Source organism: Pseudomonas azotoformans (genome assembly GCF_900103345.1).
In the GTDB taxonomy this organism is placed as follows: domain Bacteria; phylum Pseudomonadota; class Gammaproteobacteria; order Pseudomonadales; family Pseudomonadaceae; genus Aquipseudomonas; species Aquipseudomonas azotoformans.
On sequence record NZ_LT629702.1, the window covers coordinates 831,685 to 849,952 of the forward strand.

Annotated in this window: 5 protein-coding genes; 4 read left to right on the plus strand and 1 reads right to left on the minus strand. The window is 61.2% G+C overall.

All coding sequences use genetic code 11. The features are described 5' to 3' along the window. Positions 1-6: 6 nt before the first annotated feature. From BLR69_RS03610 to BLR69_RS03620, 3 genes are read left to right on the plus strand one after another with little or no spacing between them, the layout of a single operon-like run. Positions 7-3,648: a hypothetical protein gene (locus BLR69_RS03610; protein WP_071496126.1), complete on the plus strand. Its 3,642-nt coding sequence runs from the start codon at positions 7-9 to the stop codon at positions 3,646-3,648. Next, the gene (locus BLR69_RS03615; protein ID WP_071496125.1) at positions 3,645-5,069 is read left to right on the plus strand and encodes a hypothetical protein; all 1,425 of its coding nucleotides are present in this window, start codon (positions 3,645-3,647) and stop codon (positions 5,067-5,069) included. Before BLR69_RS03610 ends, BLR69_RS03615 begins: the two co-directional genes overlap by 4 nt. 25 nt (positions 5,070-5,094) lie before the next feature. Next, the gene (locus tag BLR69_RS03620; RefSeq protein WP_071496124.1) at positions 5,095-15,810 is read left to right on the plus strand and encodes a LysM peptidoglycan-binding domain-containing protein; all 10,716 of its coding nucleotides are present in this window, start codon (positions 5,095-5,097) and stop codon (positions 15,808-15,810) included. On the opposite strand, the gene BLR69_RS03625 is transcribed toward BLR69_RS03620, so the two are convergent. Beyond that, on the minus strand, positions 15,807-16,754 hold the full coding sequence (locus BLR69_RS03625; protein ID WP_071496123.1) for a helix-turn-helix domain-containing protein: 948 nt from the start codon (positions 16,752-16,754) through the stop codon (positions 15,807-15,809). The genes BLR69_RS03620 and BLR69_RS03625 overlap by 4 nt on opposite strands. Before the next feature lie 139 nt (positions 16,755-16,893). Here BLR69_RS03625 and BLR69_RS03630 point away from each other — a divergent pair, with 139 nt between their 5' ends. After that, complete coding sequence (locus BLR69_RS03630) at positions 16,894-18,252, plus strand: glutamine synthetase family protein (RefSeq protein ID WP_058425759.1); 1,359 nt, start codon at positions 16,894-16,896, stop codon at positions 18,250-18,252. The last annotated feature ends 16 nt before the right edge of the window (positions 18,253-18,268 follow it).

The following is an 18,268-nucleotide window of genomic DNA, read 5'->3' on the forward strand; positions in this document are numbered from 1 at the left end:
CTTGTGATGAACACCAACGCGCCGTTTTTCAATCGGTATTTCGCAAGTTCACTCTATGAACTCGACGCGTTTTCGGGGGCTGTGGGGTGGGTCGGCTTTGTCTGGCAAGGTGCTGACCCGCCGCCGAGCCTGTCGTTCGAAGCGAGTTTTACCAGTGGTTATTATCTGTTCGCGCCCTCGGCGCCGACCTTCGCTGACGAACAGGCGGCGACTGACTATGCCTTGAAGATCAAGGCGTGGCTGGCGGACAACTTCAATGACCCATTCCTGGGTTATGCCTGTCTGTGGCTGCCGGATGCCAACGGGCCGGTATTTGGCGACGATCCCGCTCAGTGTGCGATTACCTTTTCCCAGGGCGGTGGCGGCACCGTCTCTACGGCCAGCGATTTCAACCTGCACGCTGGCCAGTTGACCTTTTCCGTGCCGGCCCAGACGGTACTTGGCGTCGATGCGCGAGGTCTGGTGTTTCGCGCCAATGGTGCTGGCCAAATCGATTTCCTTATGGAAGGCGCGGCCAGTACGCCTTCGGTGGACGGCGATTCGTACCTGCCATTCGTGGGCGCTTACGCGGGGGCTTTTATTGTTGCGGGAACGCTTTTGCGCTCCGGCGAACACAACACGCTCAATGGCTTCGAAACCGGCTTTCACTACCTCCACCGTGCGACCGACGGCCTGAAACGGCAGGTCTATCCGGTGATTGTTTCCGGGCCTGCCAAGGCCACGTTGTCGTATACCGGCACGGTCGACCCGCTCAACCTGTTCAACAGCCAGACCGTGGCGTTGCCCCCCGGTATCCTGCGTACCCAGTTTGCATTGACCGGCGCCGATGCATTGCCGAGTTGGTATCGCACCCCGACCGGTCGGCCCATCGTGCTGATTCCCCTGAATGGGCTGGACGCTGATGGGCAACCGTCAGCCTGGTGCAGCGCCTTGGTGCTGCAGCCCAAGACACCCGCCGGGGCGCCTGTGGACGCGGTGTACATGACCTTGGCCGGTGACTACGCCATGGCCGAGGCCAACCCGGTGAGCAGTGAATCGGCGTTGCAGTTCATGCCCGGGCTGTATGGCAGCGAGCGGGTGTTGATGACGCCGTGGCAGTCGGCGCAGCCCTTCGATCGCTTGCGTTTTGTGCCCGGACAAGCGGCCAACGCACCGGTCTTTCCCTACGCACCGGCCAACATGAATGCGCCGGATATCGGTAAGCCCAAGCCACGCCTGGACAGTACTTATGTCACGGCCTGGGCAGCCGTATTGAATGGCGCCGAGGGGCACGCCTGCTACCTGGCGCAACCCGAAGGCAGCCCGTTGTATGCACCGGCTTGCGGGGCGAGCAGCGGTAGCCTGGCATTGCTGGCGCCGTTGCCGACACCTTCGCCCATTTCACAATGTGACGCCGCGGGCGCGCTGGTGTTGTTGCCATTGGTACCTTACGCGGGCATTGGCACGACACCGATTGAAAACCTTGCCGCTTTTGAGAGCCAGATTCTCTCCTCGGTGCGCAAGGACCGGTTGGGTGCTTTGGGCATGCCGCGCGTGGCGGCGTTGAAGAACGCCCGTAACAGTCGGTTGAGGGTCGCGGGTGTCTCAGCAAGCACGCATCAGGCCACGACGCCGCAAGGTCTGTATGCCGACGTCGAAGTGCCCTCGCAAGACTCGCCGGAAAGCCTCTATCACCGAGTGGTGGTTGCGCGTTCTATCGCCAAGCTGCCCGCTACCGGCAGTGTGGATTTCGCCTTCAATGCGCTGAAACCTGAGGTGCAGAACCTGTTCCAGACTAACCAGCTGATGGCGGTCGTCGTCAACTCGACCAAGCTCGGCGCACCCGTTTTATCGGCCCCGGTTTCTGCTGATGCGGCCACCTTCGAGCGCGATGTAGTGATTGCCGACTGGCGGATGACGGCGGCGGTGGGCGACTCGCTGAACAGTACCTCCTACAGCAACATCCTGATCATGAAGTATTGCGACGGCACACTGCTGGAACGGCTGCGTAACCCGAACAAATGGGTGGACGTGGGGACTTTCTCAGTGTCGGCCGGCAATACAGGTAACGCCTCGGTGGCGCTCACAGGGTTGTCGACGTATCTACAGCGTTATCTGGAGGCGGGCATCGCTGCGGCCGACCATGGAAATGACCTGTACCAGGACTTTGCCAGGATCGTGCAGGACCCGGATTGGCAAGGCTTCATCGTGTTGGCCGCCGATGTCGATCCCTCGGGGTTCCCCGATCAGATCAAGGGCCTGGTGGGGGGGATCGATTTCACCCAGTTTCGTGCCCACCATTTCGGTGCGACAGCCAGCCGCGTAGACGTTTCCGGCACCAGCGTGACCGTGCAGACACCCAGCAGCCTGTTCGGATTGATCGACTATGAACTGCCGGCCTACAAGGCCAATGTCGCGGCCGGAGGAAGCCCTGATATGCCTGTGCCTATTGCGGGCAGCGCAGAGTTTGGCTTCCAGGTACTACAGCTGCAAACCCTGTTTCGCAACGCCGCGTTGGTCGACTTCCGTAGCCACGTGCAACTGACGGTCAACCAACTGTTCCTGTCACCGGTGGTTTCGGCATATGGCGCCGTGGGTCAACTACCGGCGCAGGCCGTGGTGCTCAAGGGCAGTTATCAGCGCCAAGGCGAAACAGGTGTGTATGTGTTTGAGCAGAACGCAACCACGCGCTTTCTGCTCAACAGTAATGTGTTGCCCAGCGTCGCGCTCCAACGCGTGGTATTCAATACGTTGTCCAGTGGCGACGAGCCGGGAGGCGACGGGATTGTACGCAGTCGCTTCCTGATGTCCGGGTCGCTGGAATTCGCGATGCTGTCGGTGGCAATCAAAGACCAGGCGGCACGCGAGATCGACCTGCTGTCCTTTGGTGCACAGGGTGCTGGCGAGCCGACGGCTGCCGCCGCCGGATTGAGTTTCTCGGGTCTGGATGTCTCCATGAGTTCGCCGGTGGATGCGCCCAACGCCGTCACCTTTGCGTTCGAAGCCAACAAACTGGCGCTTGATCAGGGCGCCAGCCAGCCGCGCCCTCACAGTCTGTTCACGGACCTGGCATTGCAGGTCGACGGCTTTATCGTCGGCGCTGAAGACAAGCGTCCGATTGATTTCGGCTTCTTGCCGGTGGGGGTGGAACCCAAGGTGAAGGCCTTGTCCGGCCCCTGGTTTGGCGTCACCTACAACGTCACGATGGGGTCTCCCGGCGGGTTGGTATCGCAGGCGGGGTTCAGCTCGCGCATGCTCCTGGCGTGGGCACCGACCTCGCTTTCACGCGACACCACGACGTCGGTTTTTACCGGGCTGCAACTGCCGGGTGCGGCACCGGGCGCCAAGCTGTTTTCTATTCAGGGCGTGCTCAAGTTGTCGATCGACAGTCTGTTGCTGCGACGCGAGCAGGTCACCGGGGAGGAGTACTCGTTCACCTTGCGTCTGAACAACGTTGGGTTGACGTTCCTGGGCATCGTCAAATTGCCGCCCGGCGCTACGATCAATTTTTTCCTCTTCGGCGATCCAGCCGGCACCGGCAGCCTTGGCTGGTATGCGGCCTACGTCGAGGACCGGAAAACCCAACTGAGCGCCATACAGGTGGTGCCCCAGGGGCACGAAACCAGGCTTGGGCATGAAGGCCAAGCCAGTGCGGAGAATGTGTCATGACCAGGATTTTGTACTGGAATATCGAGATGTTCGACCTGTTGAAAATAGACGATCCCGATATGGACGGGGTATTACTCCCCTTCAATATTTCCAACAGTGCCGCTTCCGGAGATCGCAGTACCTTCATTCTGAACAATCTGCATGCGACGGCTCCAGGTGACGATCCCAAGGAATTCCCGGACATCATCGTCGTGGTAGAGGTCAATGTCGGCATGGGCGGCTATACCGCCACGGGTGACCTGGTGACCGGAAACGCAGGGGCGGGTGTGCGCCTGCTTCTCGAGAACATCAGGGCCAGTACCGATAACGAGGCCTGGATGCTGATCCCACCCCTGATGACGGGGCGCTGTGAGGGTGTCGCGATCTATTACGACAGCAGTCGCTATTGTTTTACCGGGCCTTGGCTATGGCCCGGCGGTAATGTCGGGCCGTCCCGTGCCCCGGGTGGAGCGCCTATCGAAAATCCGGCCTACGACGGCTATGACGGGTGCTTGCCGGACCGCCCGATACCCGATGGACTGCCCAATGCCGGCATGAATGAGTCTTGTGTGGCGAGTCGGGTGACCGGCTACACCTACTACCAAACCATCGGTGGTGATGCAGCAGGCGCACCGGTGGTGTTTGACGGCCCTCAACGGGCACCTTGTCTGGCAACCCTGGCGGAGGTGGATTTTGGCGTTGAGCCGCCGCAAGTCGGACGCACCTTTTCTCTGTTCGCGATTCACGGCCCGGTGCGGCCCAATCGTGCGCGCACCTACCTTGGCAAGCTCGCCAACGTCACGGAGGTGGTCCGGCCAGCCGTCTTGGCAACGAATGACGTTCGGCTGGTACTGGGGGATTTCAACTTCAATCTGACGGACCCCAACCTGGTTCAGGACCAAGCCTATACCGACTTTGCAGCGACCGGCTTCCAGCTCGGTATTGTGCAACCGGCGGACCCTCCCGCTCCCCCCGTGCCAGGTCCGCCCACCGGTTACCGTGGTTTCTTTGCCACCCACATGAGAACCCTCGCAGAGGCCACTTATTGGTGGACGGGCAGCAACGCGGACTGCTATCCCGGCTATGGCTATACCGACCCGAAGAGTTTCTGCCTCGATAACATATTTGCCAGGTTCGGCCCGGTCCAGGGGGGCGTTGACCCTTGCGGGGCACTCACCCACATCACGATGCTCAACAGTGTCGTCGGCACGCCCTACGACGACCATGCACGGGTTGGCAACATGCCCATCGGCTATTTCGGCTACGGCATGCAAATGGGCACAGTCAATCAATATCAAGCACCACCTCTGGTGATCCCGGCACCTGCGCCTCCGCCGCCGCCGGTTGTGCCTGATCCTCGGCGGGCCTCGTTCGGGCAATGGGGCAACTATGGGTGCATTCGCTCCACCAGCGATCATGTGCCAATCCTGTTTGACGTCTAAAACCTGAAGTACCGAGAGGTGTTCCGTGACAGACCCAGCCGTCCAGAAACTGCGTGACGCCTTCGCGACCGCCCCAGCCGGGCCGGTTGCTGTGAATGCCGACTTTTGGATGATGGCAGGCGTCGCGCCACCGTCAGGGTTCAATAGCCTGATCAACGCGGCATTCCGTTTGCCGCTGACGCAGGAAGGGCTATTGATCACTTATGACCGGGGCGCCGTCACCCCTGCCGATGAACAGGGCTTCCAAATTACGGGGGTAGGGCTGTCGTTCCTCGACGCGCCTGCCGATACGACCAGCGCCACGCTCTATTGCACCCCAGGCACTGCGCAAACGCCACTGCTGGGGATCGACGTGGTGCCCGCGGGCTGGCAGCTCTCGGACCAGTTCCCGGCGATGAGCCCGGACAATTGGCCGTTTACGCTGATTGCCTTCGACCAGCAGCGATTTTATTTTGCCTCCGCACCCCAACCCTTCGGTTGGAATGCCCAGTTGCTGATGTTCGACGCCGGGCAAAATCTCTATGGCCTGACCTCGATTCCCGATGCTATTTCGGCGCTGTTTCCGTTACTGAGCGGTTTGCCGGCGGTTGGACCCAATGTACTGATCAGCGGCGCTATCGAGCTCGACAAGGTGGACAACGCGACGATCCTGCTGCCGGACATGAATCTGCGGGCGCCACTCGCCGGGGTCGACTTGACGTTGTTTTTCATAGAGGTCAGCGATCCGCACCTGACCTTCAGGATCACGACCGCCGAAGGTGAACTGCCTTCCCCTGAGTTGGGAGAACCGTCGAAAACCCAGTATTTCCAACAGTCGTCCTACGGCCTGGGCATCAACCTGGTGATGAATGGCGCCGATGGCAGCACCGTCGGCATGGCGCTATCGGCCGATGCCAGCCCGACAGGCGAGCGTTATCGCTTTAATGCGCTGGCCCTCGATGACCGTTCTCCCATCACGCCGGCGGCGATGATCAAGCTGATGGGCGAAAGCTTCTTCAACCTGATCCCGCCGGTGCTGCAGGAGTACTTGGCGAGCGTACAGATGCAGGGCATTTCCATCTCTGGCCAACTGGCACCGAAGATGACCATCACCAGCCTGTCCACACGCATTGGCAGTGTGCAGAGCCAGCCTATCGTGCTGTTTTCCGATCCCACTTCCAACCAGGTCTTCCAGTTGGACGAGTTTTCGCTGGCCTGGCTTATCAGCAATCCCCTGGAGAGTAGAAAGCGCAAGACCAATGGCTCGCTGATGGCGGCCTTCAAGCTGTTTCCCGAGGTGTTCAAGACCAAGGACGGCAAGCCCGGGGGCCTGTTCAAGGTCACCATCGACCAGGACCTGAATTTTGCCGGCAGCTTTGAAGGTCGCGCGTCCCTGGATGATGTGCTCAATGGCATTACCGGAGGAGCGATCGGTTTGCCTGAAGGGGTTGCCATCGACTTTTCGGATATTTATGTCAAGGTCAGCCCAAGTCGCAAATCCTACGGCCTGGGCTTCCAGGTGGACGCCGCCCTCAGCGTGCCGTTCGTACAGTACACAGATACCTCCGGTCAGCCGCAACCGTTGATCCAGATCGAGGGGCTGGTGTTTGACCTGGCCGCCAACACGCCCAATCGCACGGATGGCCAGCCCGGCAAAAGCGTGTATGCCGGCTCGATGGTCGGGCAGATTATCGTGGGTCCGCTCGCCGCCGATGTCAGTGTGGTGTACGACGGTACCGCTGAAACGCCCGTTTGGACACTGGATGCCGCGTTGGCGCAGCCGTTGGTGCTGTCGGACGTGATCGAGCAGTTTTTCCTCGCCTACAACCTGCCCGATTTCCTGCCGGGAACCCTGACGGTCGAAGCGTTGGCGATTCACGCGAGTATCCCGGTTACTGCCAAGTCCTTGCTCAGGGCTAAAGCCGGTCGCCCCCATACCCGCACCCCGAATCGCCGCCATCCGCGCAACGGCTGGCGCAGCCCGGTGCGTGCCCCGACGCACCCGGCAGTCCTGGATTTGCATAGCTTCCTGGCTGTCGAGCCGGCGAACCAGTCGGCTTATTCACTATCGACACGCATCCGCTGGGTGTTCGACCTGACGCCGGACATCCCGGTGGATATCCTGGCCGAACTCGGCCTGGACTATGACGGTAACCGCAAGGCCGGGGAGCAGTTCGCAGGCAGCGCTATCGGTACCATCGACATCGATTTTATTGGCGCGATCCAGATCGGTTACCGGTTCGGTGCGCCGACGGCACCTGACGGCGCGCTGTTGTTTCCGTCTGCCGTGCCCGGTGCGGGCAACAGTACCTTGTGGATGAGTTGGAAGGGCTTTCGGGCCGAGTACGATTTTGGCAAAAAGGTCGTGGCATTTTCGTTGACGGGCTGGACCGTCGGCTCACTGATCACCGCACTGATGGACATGTTGGGCGATCCTTACTTCACCTTGCCGGACCCATGGAGTGTGCTCAATACGATTTCGCTGAATGGGTTTTCCCTTCAAATTGACCTCAACACGGGCGTCAAGAACCGGGTGACGGCGAAGTACACCTTGCCGTCGCCGATCAATCTCGGCTTTCTCACCATCAATGGCCTGCAGTTTCTTCAGGCCGATGGCAAGGTCACGCTGGCCATTGACGGTTCAACCACGGTGCCAGGGCTCAATGATCAGCCGTTGTTCAATCCACAACAGGGTGGGCAGGATGTCAAGGACATGCCGACGGTGCCGGGGCAGGGCAACGCCTACTTCGATCTGAAGCTCCTGGCCCTGGGCCAACGTATTGCCATTGCGGGGGCACCTGACTTCAAGACCACCCAGGGCGTGATCAAGGCCCTGGAGGCGGTTCCGCCGTCGAGTGGTCCGGGTATGCCGTTTGACCCTGGCCAGAGAACGCCCGGCCAGCCCTATTACAGTCGCAGTTCCAACTGGTTGGGCGCGATGCATTTCGGGGTGTTGCGGATCGGCGATACGGCGGAGTACGCCATCGACTTCATGGTGGTGTTCAACGATCCGGATCTATACGGCATGCGGTTGGCGCTCAACGGCGACAAGATGAAAGTGCTGGCAGGCCTGGCCATCGATGTGTTGTACAAGAAAGTCACCGATGATATCGGTTGCTACCAGATCGAGTTCACCTTGCCGAGTGTGCTGCGCAACCTGGATTTCGGCGCATTTTCCGTCACGTTGCCCGTCATCGGCTTGCAAATCTATACCAATGGCGACTTCCTGGTGGATTTCGGCTTCCCCTACAACATGGATTTTTCCCGCTCCTTTACTGTGCAGGCGATCATCTACGGGGTTCCGGTCCTGGGCTCCGGGGGCTTTTATTTCGGCAAGCTGTCCAATGCCACGGCACCCAACTTGCCGAAGACCACCCGAGGTACATTCCATCCGGTCATCGTCTTTGGCTTCGGTGCGCAGTTGGGCATTGGTCGCTACATCGACAAGGGGATTCTCAAGGCCGGTTTCTCAATCACGGTGTTCGGCATCATCGAAGGCACACTGGCCTCGTGGCACCCCTACCAGATCGGCAACAGCGGCAGTGCCAATGAGGTCCAGGGCGACTATTACTTCAAGATCGCCGGGACGTTCGGGATCATCGGCAAGCTTTATGGCTCGATTGATTTCGCCATCATCAAGGCCGATGTCAACTTGACGGTCGTGGTCTACCTGAAGATCGAATATGAGTCGTTCCGCAAGATTCCGCTGACATTATCGGCATCGGTTAACGTCAGCGTGTCGATCAAGATCGATCTGGGTCTGTTCTCCATCAAGATCAGCCTGTCGTTCTCGGCCAGCATTACCGAACAACTGACCATCGGCTCCGACAGCCAGGCACCTTGGGATGGCTCGGACACGCTCGCCGCCCCGACCTTCACCCAAGGCAAGGCGCTGACGGAATCACGTTCGCTGCCGTTGCCTCGTACTTTGCACGAGCATGGCGTGACAACCCGACCGTTCCAACTGGATTTCACCCAGGCTCATCGACTGTTCACGTCGCGTAACCGCAGTGTCGACAAGGTGGCTATCGAGATTACCGCCATCACCCAGTTCACCGTGCTGGCTGCCGAGGGCGCGGGGTATGCCGGCCAGGAGGGCGCCCTGGTGCTGCTGTTTGCCATGGATGCACCAACGGTCGACGGTGGCGGGGTGGGCGACCAGACGTCGTTCGGCAAACTCTGCCATGCACTGCTGCCCTGGCTGATTGAGAGTGTGGTTCCGAAAGTCGGTTCGAACCTGTTCGCGTTGCCTTCGGCAGGCGCGAACGATGTCTCGCGGCCGCTGCTCGAAGGCATTTTGCAGGCATTGTCCGATCCAGCCCAGGCGCCATTCACCGCCACGCAACTGCTGGATTTCCTCGCCGCCAACTTCTCCGTGACTGTGTCGGCGGCCCAAGCCAGCCTGACGGCTCAGCGACAGGCGGAACTGGACGCCGGATCAACCATTTTTCCAGCGGTCAGCTTCCTCAGCATGGAGGTTCCGGACCCCAACAGTGACAGTGCCTCGGTCACGGTCAACTACGACAACTACGTCACGGCAACCCCCGCTTACCAGGCGGAGCTGCGGGCAATGTTCAATTCGGTGGCCGCTCACGTCAGCGATGAAACCGCACCACCTCGTGCGCGTACGGCGCTGCTGGATGCCAGTGAACCGCTGGCCGCCTCTGTGTTCAGCGATTATTTCATCCTGCTGGCGCGCCAACTGGTGCAGAGCGCCCTCGATGGGTTTGACGATTATCCGTTTCCATTGGTTGCGACCACCAGCCTGCAATCCATCCTCGATTGGGCCAATGGTTTGCTCGACGGCCAGTTGAAGGCGACCCCGCTTGCGCAGGCTAACTTGAACTATCCGCTCAATACAGGGCTCAAGCTCGATATCGCCAACATCGCATACATGGTGCAAGCCGCGGACACCCTGGCCGCCATCGCGGCACGCTACGCAGACCCGCTGACGCCTGACAGTACCACCCCGGCGGCGTTGATCCTCGCCAATCAGGCCCAAAGCAACTTGATCGCGGCGCCAGTGCTGATCACGTTAATCGTCGGTGGCAAGGCCGAGCAGTACACCACGCAAGTCGGCGATGATTTCAACAGCATCGCCAGGGCCTTCGGCCTCACCCTCGAACAACTGGCGACTGAGTCGACGCTGTACGGCATGGTCGGCTTGCTGCGTGCCTCGGTGGTGCTGACCATTCCCCATGTGGTGGTGACGACTGCCGCTGGCGATACCATCGCGTCGGTCATTGATGCATTGCGAGTACCACTGGACAGTTTCCTGACGGCCGCCAATCTTGCACTCCCAGGCCTGTTCAAGGTCGATGCAGGCCTGCGTTTCGCCGTACCGGGGTTGGTGGTTCTACCCCAGGACAGCCTGTGGCAAGCGGTTCTGGCTACCGGTACGCTTGCCCAGACGGCCGGGACGGCGGCACGCTACATGTTGCACGGTATGCGTTTGCCGGTGGCGCCAGGCTTGAATATTCCAGCCAACGGGTTCCTTTACGGCGCGCCTCATTGGGCGTCTGCCCAGGCCGGTTATGGTATCTACCAGTTGACCGGCCAGCAGTTCCCGTTGGCGGTCCGTACGGGGACCTACCCCGTCACGCTGACGCGTCCGGATGATCCGGCCCACGCCTGGTTCACGCTGGGCAGTGGTGCGAGCCTGACCTTCGATATTGACCTGCAGACCTCGTTGCTCAGCAAGGTCGTGGCTTGTGGGCAACAGAACGGTTACCGGCCGCAGGTCGAGAAGTTGATCGCAGAGCCGCTCATGACGGTGGCCCCGACTCACTACAATGTGGGCAACGCAGTGACCTGGCTCACGTCGGACATGGCCAATCTGGTCGCCGTGAGCCGGCCGCAGGGCAAGGTGTTGGGTGATGCGAGTGCCACTCCCCAGGTCAAGCCATTGCTGTTCGACCTTTCCAGCGCCTTGCTGACGACCATAGAAACGAAACAGGCTGCCCTGGCTTCCCGGATCGCGTCCACCTCGGCGCTCATGCCGTATATGCCGGTGTTGTCCGCGTCCGTCGGCATCAGCAATCCCGCCACTTCTCTGACGACCTACAGTGATGTCGAGGACTGCACATTTGCCACCCGCATTGAATTTCGCATCAAGCAATTGGCCCAGGATGCGGACCTTGCACCCGAGCAGCCGAACGCCAATGACGTGGTGCCACCCGGCCCCGGCAACCCGGGTTCGGCTGCACGTTCCCTGGCGAAGTTCGCCTATGAGATCATCGGCCCCAACCCCGCCCAGGCGGTGCTGCTCGAGCGTTGGTTGACGGCGATGGCGAGCGAGGGGGAGCACCTCGCCAGTGGGTTGTTCCTGCTGTATGGCGACGTGAATAACGGTGCCAACGGTTTGACCGGTCGCGCCGACAGTGAGTTCTTGTCGTTCATCGTGCAATCGAACCTGTCGACCGAGACCAACCCGCCACAATCACTGAAGGTGGACGTATTTGCCAAGGCCGAACCGCCCAGCGGCATTGCCAACACACCCGCGGAGTTCATCAAGTTGCTGTGGGAGTTGTCGACGGTCAATTCCGGTGGCAGCTATTTGTTCTATCAGTTGCTGGCTGAGGGAACCGGTTTACCGCCGGCATTGTTCGACGAGAGTGGGATTGGCACGTTGACCCTGGTGGTGACCTTGCGCCGGGATGCGGTGCTGGCCAAAGGGCAGCGGATCTTCAACGGGATCAACGCGTTGTTGACCACCGCGGCGATTGATCCGCAGTCGTCGGTGGTACAGCTCTGTGGTGTCGACGCCCCAACGGCCAGTCTGGCGCTGGCCGCCGATGCCAGCATTGCCGGGATCAGCGATGCCTACGCTATCGATATCGCCGGCCTGGCCGGCAGCAACGCCGATGCGCCATTAGTGCCTGGCAAGTCGATCCCTGTCTCGGGCCTCTATCATCAACTGCTGCCTGGGGATGTCGGTAACGGTAAAGACCCCATCGCGGCCATGGCCGCCTACTACTCGGTCGGTGTGACGCCACCGGTCACTGTCGATGCCATCAAACAGTTCAACCTCGGCGTCGCGGTGGAGCCGCAGGCTGTATTCAGGGTTCCGCCGTTCACTTATACGGTCGGGGCGGATGGACCAGGCAATACCCTGTCCACAATGGCCGAGTATTACCAGGCAGACCTTGCGGCGCTCGCCTTCGGTGCACGGGAGGTCGGTGGGCTGTTCGCCCAGACCACCGTGACGATCAATCCGGTCGCGCTGGACGCCACACCCAACCTGGGCCTGACCAATGCAGCGCTGACGCTGGAGCGTGAGCGCGGTTTGCCTCCGGTTACGCTGGGGGCAAACCCCACCCAGGCTGAAATTGACGCGTACACCCGTGCCACCTTGCTTCAGCTGTATCAACTGCTCTCGGCACGCATCGTTGCCACACGGTTCTTCAAACCCAGCGTGGAGAGCGCGGCGTTCGGGCCAAAAGATGTGCCGACAACGCCGGCGCAGGGCAGGGTGCGCAAAAGCGGTAGTGGGTTTGTCGCCGCCGCCGAAGAGAGCCCGTATCTGTACAGCCAGGCCCTGGGGTTTGGCGCGTTGGCCTTGATCAATCCTGCACCGACGTCGCCATTGCCCGGCTTGCCTGCCCCTGAAAGTAATCCCTACGTGGGGATTGGTACGCTTGTACAGTTGCAGGTGGATTGGCAGGACCTGTTCGGCAACCGGACGCCCAGCCCGTTCAGTGACCCTGCCGTTGGCGATCCGCAGCCCTTTGGCAATGTGCCTATGGCCCTCATGTACAGCGATCGGCTGATACCTTTGGATGCCTGGCCGAGTACGACCCGTGGCTACCGCTACAAAGGCGCGGCCGGTGCGCCGGTGCTGAACATTGTGCTGGCGTTCGATCACACACCGTACGAACCGAAGGCCACGAATGCCAAGGCTTATCTCAACACGGTCCGCTTCGGTGACGTGTTGCCGGTCTGGCAGCGCAATGCCGAGGCAGACCTGGCCCGATTCCGGTTGATCTACTTCCAGCTCAACCAGAACTATGACGGGCTTGGGGTCGAGGGGCTTGCAGGGCCGGCAGTGTCCATGTCGTTGGTCAACTCGCTGCTGGCAACGCCTGAACAGCCGTTGCCTGACGCCGCGCGGGGGGCGATTCTCGATTACGTCAACCAAGCCGTTGTTTACCTGGCTGCCCGTGCGGTTGGCAGCGTTGCCACGCCGCCGCAGCCAGCGGACGTGTCAATACCGGTGGACATCAGCACCCTGACCCGAGGCAGCGACATCATTCGTCTGGACCTGGCCCTGCGCCTGAGTCGCCAGGCCGACTTGGTGGCGCCTGCATTACGGGCACTGCGAGACGGGAGGGCGGTGGTGTCGACGATACCGGTCGACGCCAGTCTGGATAAAACTGCGCCGGATAATGACAACCCGGTGGATGCCCCGGCGTACCCGATCGCTCTGCGTCAATTCGCCGTCGATTTCGAAAAAGTCTTCGTCACGGCTGATTGGCAGATGCGCCTGGGTACCAGTTCTGCAGACCCCGCCACACCCAATGATGCACGTACCCCGACCGTCTGGGCCGTACGCATGGCCAAGCGCACTGGCAACGCGCCTCAGGGGATCGGTTTCCAGATCGGCAATGCCCCATGTTATTTCGCGCCATTGCCCATCGCCAGCCGCCTGCAGACCCTGCAAGTGGACGTGGATCAATACCAGAGTGGCCAGCCTTATCCGGCGGGAACGGCCATACCCACCACCTTCACGAATGCTGACCCGAATGTGTGGCTGGCCGAGTGCCTGGCCGCGATTGATGACACCCTGGGTGCAACCTATGCGACGCCAATGTTCCAGCTCGACCGTTTGCTGGGCCTGAGCGAGAACCCCAGCGGGGCGAAGGACCCCAAGGCCGGTTATCTCTATCGGCTATTGCAGTCCAAGAAAGTGCTGGCCAGTGCGATTGCCTCGACGGCGACCCCGGTTCTCAAGCAATCGGCGGGTGACCTCAAGCCTGCAGCAGTGGACAAGTTGGAGCAGGCCTTGCTGCGGCGCTTGAGCAATGCCAATAGTCTCACCTGCGTAGCCGTGTTCCCCGTGACCAACGCCCAATACGGCCCGGCACTGCCCAGTGGTGTGATTGCGCCGCGACTGTTCGGGCAGCCGACGGGGGATCTGGGCAACACCAGTGCGCTGTCCAACGATAACTTTGCGCTGTCCACGGCGAAGATTCCGCTGGTTGCGGGGGCCGACGTCAGTTCGCTGGCGTTCCTGGTGAATTCGCGGTCGGCCGAGAGCGAAGCCTACGTTCAATTGGACCTGGCGTACGCGCTCACTCATGTTGAGCATGATATCCACGGTGTGTCCGGTATCGAGAACTACCAGCAGTCGCGCTGGGTGACCTTCCTGACCGGGCCTTATAGCGAAGCGATCAAGCCCGCGACGGGCACGCGCTTTGCCATCCCGGTCGCCTTGCGCGCGCTGCCGGTACCCGCAACCGTGGTGGCGCAGACAGGCCGTTCCAGTGTGGTCGACCCCTTGACAGCCACCCCCGCTGAGCTGAAAAGCTGGACCTACCGTTTCAGCTACCTTCAACAGCAGGCCGCCCAGGATTCGGTGATCGCCAATGTGGTGTTCAACTCCGATGCCGATGGTCAAATGCTGCGGGGCACACCGTCACCTACCGAGCAGCTTTACATGGCCCTGGCACAGTTCGTCGCCATCTACCCTGCGGTGAATCGAGACCTCGAAACTTTCTTGCGTCCTATCGACGGCAAAACGGTGGTCGGCAACCCGAATGTCGAGCGTGCCCGCGACGCCGTGGACGCACTGGATACGGTGGTTTCGGGCGTGGCCGAGGCGTTTGCTGCATGGGCCGCATCCCAGTCGATGGCCGCGCGAGTATTGGCGGCGGACTACAAGGTTGAGTACACCTTCGAGATTCGCCTGGTGCCAGATGGACTGACTGAAGCCGCGCAGGTGCAGGTCCTGCCACAGGCCTTCACGCAGTATGAACAGCCATCCAGCAACTTTCTGCCGGCGGCGAAGGTGTTGATAGATCCGGACAACTACGCCCCCGAACAGGTCAGCTTCGACCCCGCCACGGGCGCCGTTACGTGGCGCTATGAACTGCGTAAGGATGCCAAGGACCCTTCGCTGCCAGCGGTCTTGCCTTATGAGACTGCACGGCTTACTACCGAGCGCGCGGTGGAGTTCGCCGACCTGGACCTGTTCGCCTTGCAGAATGGCTGGGCATCGATCCAGGTCACGCGCAACCGTCATCTGGCGCCTGACCCTGCGGTGCAGACCACGCCGGCCTTCGAGTTCGCGTCAGCCGTCTCACGTTTCGCGGATGCCATGGTGCCGCTGCTGCAAATCCCACGCTATGCCCTGGACCGCCAAGCCCCTCACCCTCAAACCGTTACACAGTGGCTGGACGGGTTCTTTGCCGGGCTGCTGGCGCCGACCCTGCGCGCGGACACGGCACTCCCCGTGCTGCTTGGCCTACAGAGCAGTTACGCCTACAACCTGGTGCCAGACGGGGACAAAAACAATGTGCCGCCAACGGTCATTCCCGTGAGCTTGCTGGCGCCGACCTTGACGGCGGGTGAGGTGCATCCGCCGTTCATTGCGCAAGTGGGGAACGCCAACCAGCAGTGGTTCCAGACGGCGCAACCTGTAAGGGACAGGGCGGCGGGCTTCATTTTCGGGCTGACGGTTTTCTCTGGTACGGGCACCAATCGCCTGCCACTTTTGAAAATCGATGCGTTGACATTAGCGGCGAAGAATATCGCCGAGGACTAGGGGGACGTCCATGGCCCTTGCCTGTCATCACAGGCAAGGGCGGCGTTTTGACAGGAGGCATGCCGGTGTTTGAGGGTCTCGCTGGGCAACTCCTTGAACAACGCCCGGTAGCTATTGGAAAACCGCCCCAAATGCCAGAACGACCAGTTCATCGCCACCTCGGCCACGGTGGTCCCGGTTGAATTGAGCAGCTCACGCCGCGCCCCATTCAACCTGCGCAAGCGCAACCACTGCGCCGGGCTCATCCCGGTGTAGGTCTTGAAGCCCTGCTGCAATTGGCGCAACGGCACCCCGGCAATCTGCGCCAGTTCCAGCAGGTTGACGGTCTCGTCCGGCGCGTCCGCCGCCCATTCGCCGATGCGTGCCATCAGCCGGCGTTCTTCGTTGCGGCGCTGCAAGGAACTGCGGTCCAGGCACACGCAGGCGTTGTCGAGGATGAACAGGCAATCGTCGAGCAGTTGCTGGATGAGCGCGGCGGGGTCGCTGACCGTGGGCAAGCGTGTCAGCGTGCCACTCAGCCAACGGGCGAACAACGCGTTCTGCTGGCCGGTCAGCGGCGCCATGAACAAACCTTCCAGCTTCGCCACCTCCAAGCCATGGCGCTGCACGAACTGCGGGCCGAACACCACTGCCACTTCACGGTAGTTTTCCGGGGTGATCCAGGTGTTGCGGCTCTCGCCATTGAGCAGGTACAGCGCGTTGTCGCTACCGTCGAAACAGAATGCCAGGGAGCCCGCTGGCGCATTGAAATGCTGCTCCACGCGGGTGTTCATGCACTCTTCGTACACCTCCACGCCTTGCAGGTCGAGGTAACGGATGCGCCCGGCGAAATGCCCCGGGGACATCTGCTGGTACTGCTGCACCCAGCCGGGTGTCGCACTGCATTGAGCGGCCACATCACCGGTGGTGAAGGCCTGTACGCGCAAAGCGGTTGCCTGTGTCATGGGGAGCCTGGGCGCACTCTATTGGTGCGTTGTGGTGCGTGCAAAGTGGATAGATGCCGGGGCGCGGCGGCCTCAAGATAGACCTCAATGCGCCAGGAGTACAAGCCGGCGCATGCACCCAACCCATGCCGAGGTCTTTATGAACGCCCCCTTCGATCAGCTGTCCGCCTGGCTGAAAGAACACAAGATTACCGAAGTCGAATGCGTGATCAGTGATTTGACTGGCATCGCACGCGGCAAGATTGCGCCCACCAACAAGTTCCTGCATGAGCGAGGCATGCGCCTGCCGGAAAGTGTGCTGCTGCAAACGGTAACCGGGGACTTTGTCGACGACGAGATCTACTACGACCTGCTCGACCCCGCCGATATCGACATGGTTTGCCGCCCGGTCTCACACGCCACCTACGTCGTGCCGTGGGCCATCGAGCCCACCGCAATCGTGATCCACGACACCTTCGACAAACTGGGCAACCCCATCGAGCTGTCGCCACGCAATGTGCTGAAGAAAGTCCTGCAGCTCTACACCGACAAGGGCTGGCAGCCGATTGTTGCGCCGGAAATGGAGTTCTACCTGACCCAGCGCTGCGAAGACCCGGACTTGCCGCTGAAAACCCCGGTGGGCCGCTCCGGCCGCGCCGAGACCGGCCGCCAGTCGTTCTCCATCGACGCCGCCAACGAATTCGACCCGCTGTTCGAGGACGTCTACGACTGGTGCGAAGCCCAGGGCCTGGACCTTGATACGCTGATCCACGAAGACGGCCCGGCGCAGATGGAAATCAACTTCCGCCATGGCGACGCTCTCGACCTGGCCGACCAGATCACCGTGTTCAAGCGCACCCTGCGCGAGGCCGCGCTCAAGCACAACGTGGCCGCGACCTTCATGGCCAAGCCGGTGGCCGACGAGCCGGGCAGCGCCATGCACCTGCACCAGAGCGTGGTGGAGATCGCCACCGGCAAACCGGTGTTCGTCGATGCCGAGGGCAACAAGAGCCAGTTGTTCCTGCACCATATCGGCGGCCTGCAGAAGTACATCCCCAAGCTGCTGCCGATGTTCGCGCCCAACGTGAACTCGTTTCGCCGCTTCCTGCCTGACACTTCGGCGCCGGTCAACGTCGAGTGGGGCGAAGAAAACCGCACCGTCGGCCTGCGCGTGCCGACCTCCAGCCCCGACGCCATGCGCGTGGAAAACCGCCTGCCCGGCGCAGATGCCAATCCGTACCTGGCGATCGCGGCTAGTCTGCTGTGTGGCTACCTGGGCATGGTCGAGCAGATCGAACCCAGCGCACCAGTGGAAGGCCGCGCCTACGAGCGTCGCAACCTGCGCCTGCCGTTCACCCTCGAAGATGCGCTGGCACGCATGGAGGACTGCGACACGGTCAAGCAGTACCTGGGCGATAAATTCGTGCGCGGCTACGTCGCGGTCAAACGCGCCGAGCACGAGAATTTCAAGCGGGTGATCAGTTCCTGGGAGCGTGAGTTCCTGCTGTTGAGCGTCTAAAAAACCAATAAAGGGG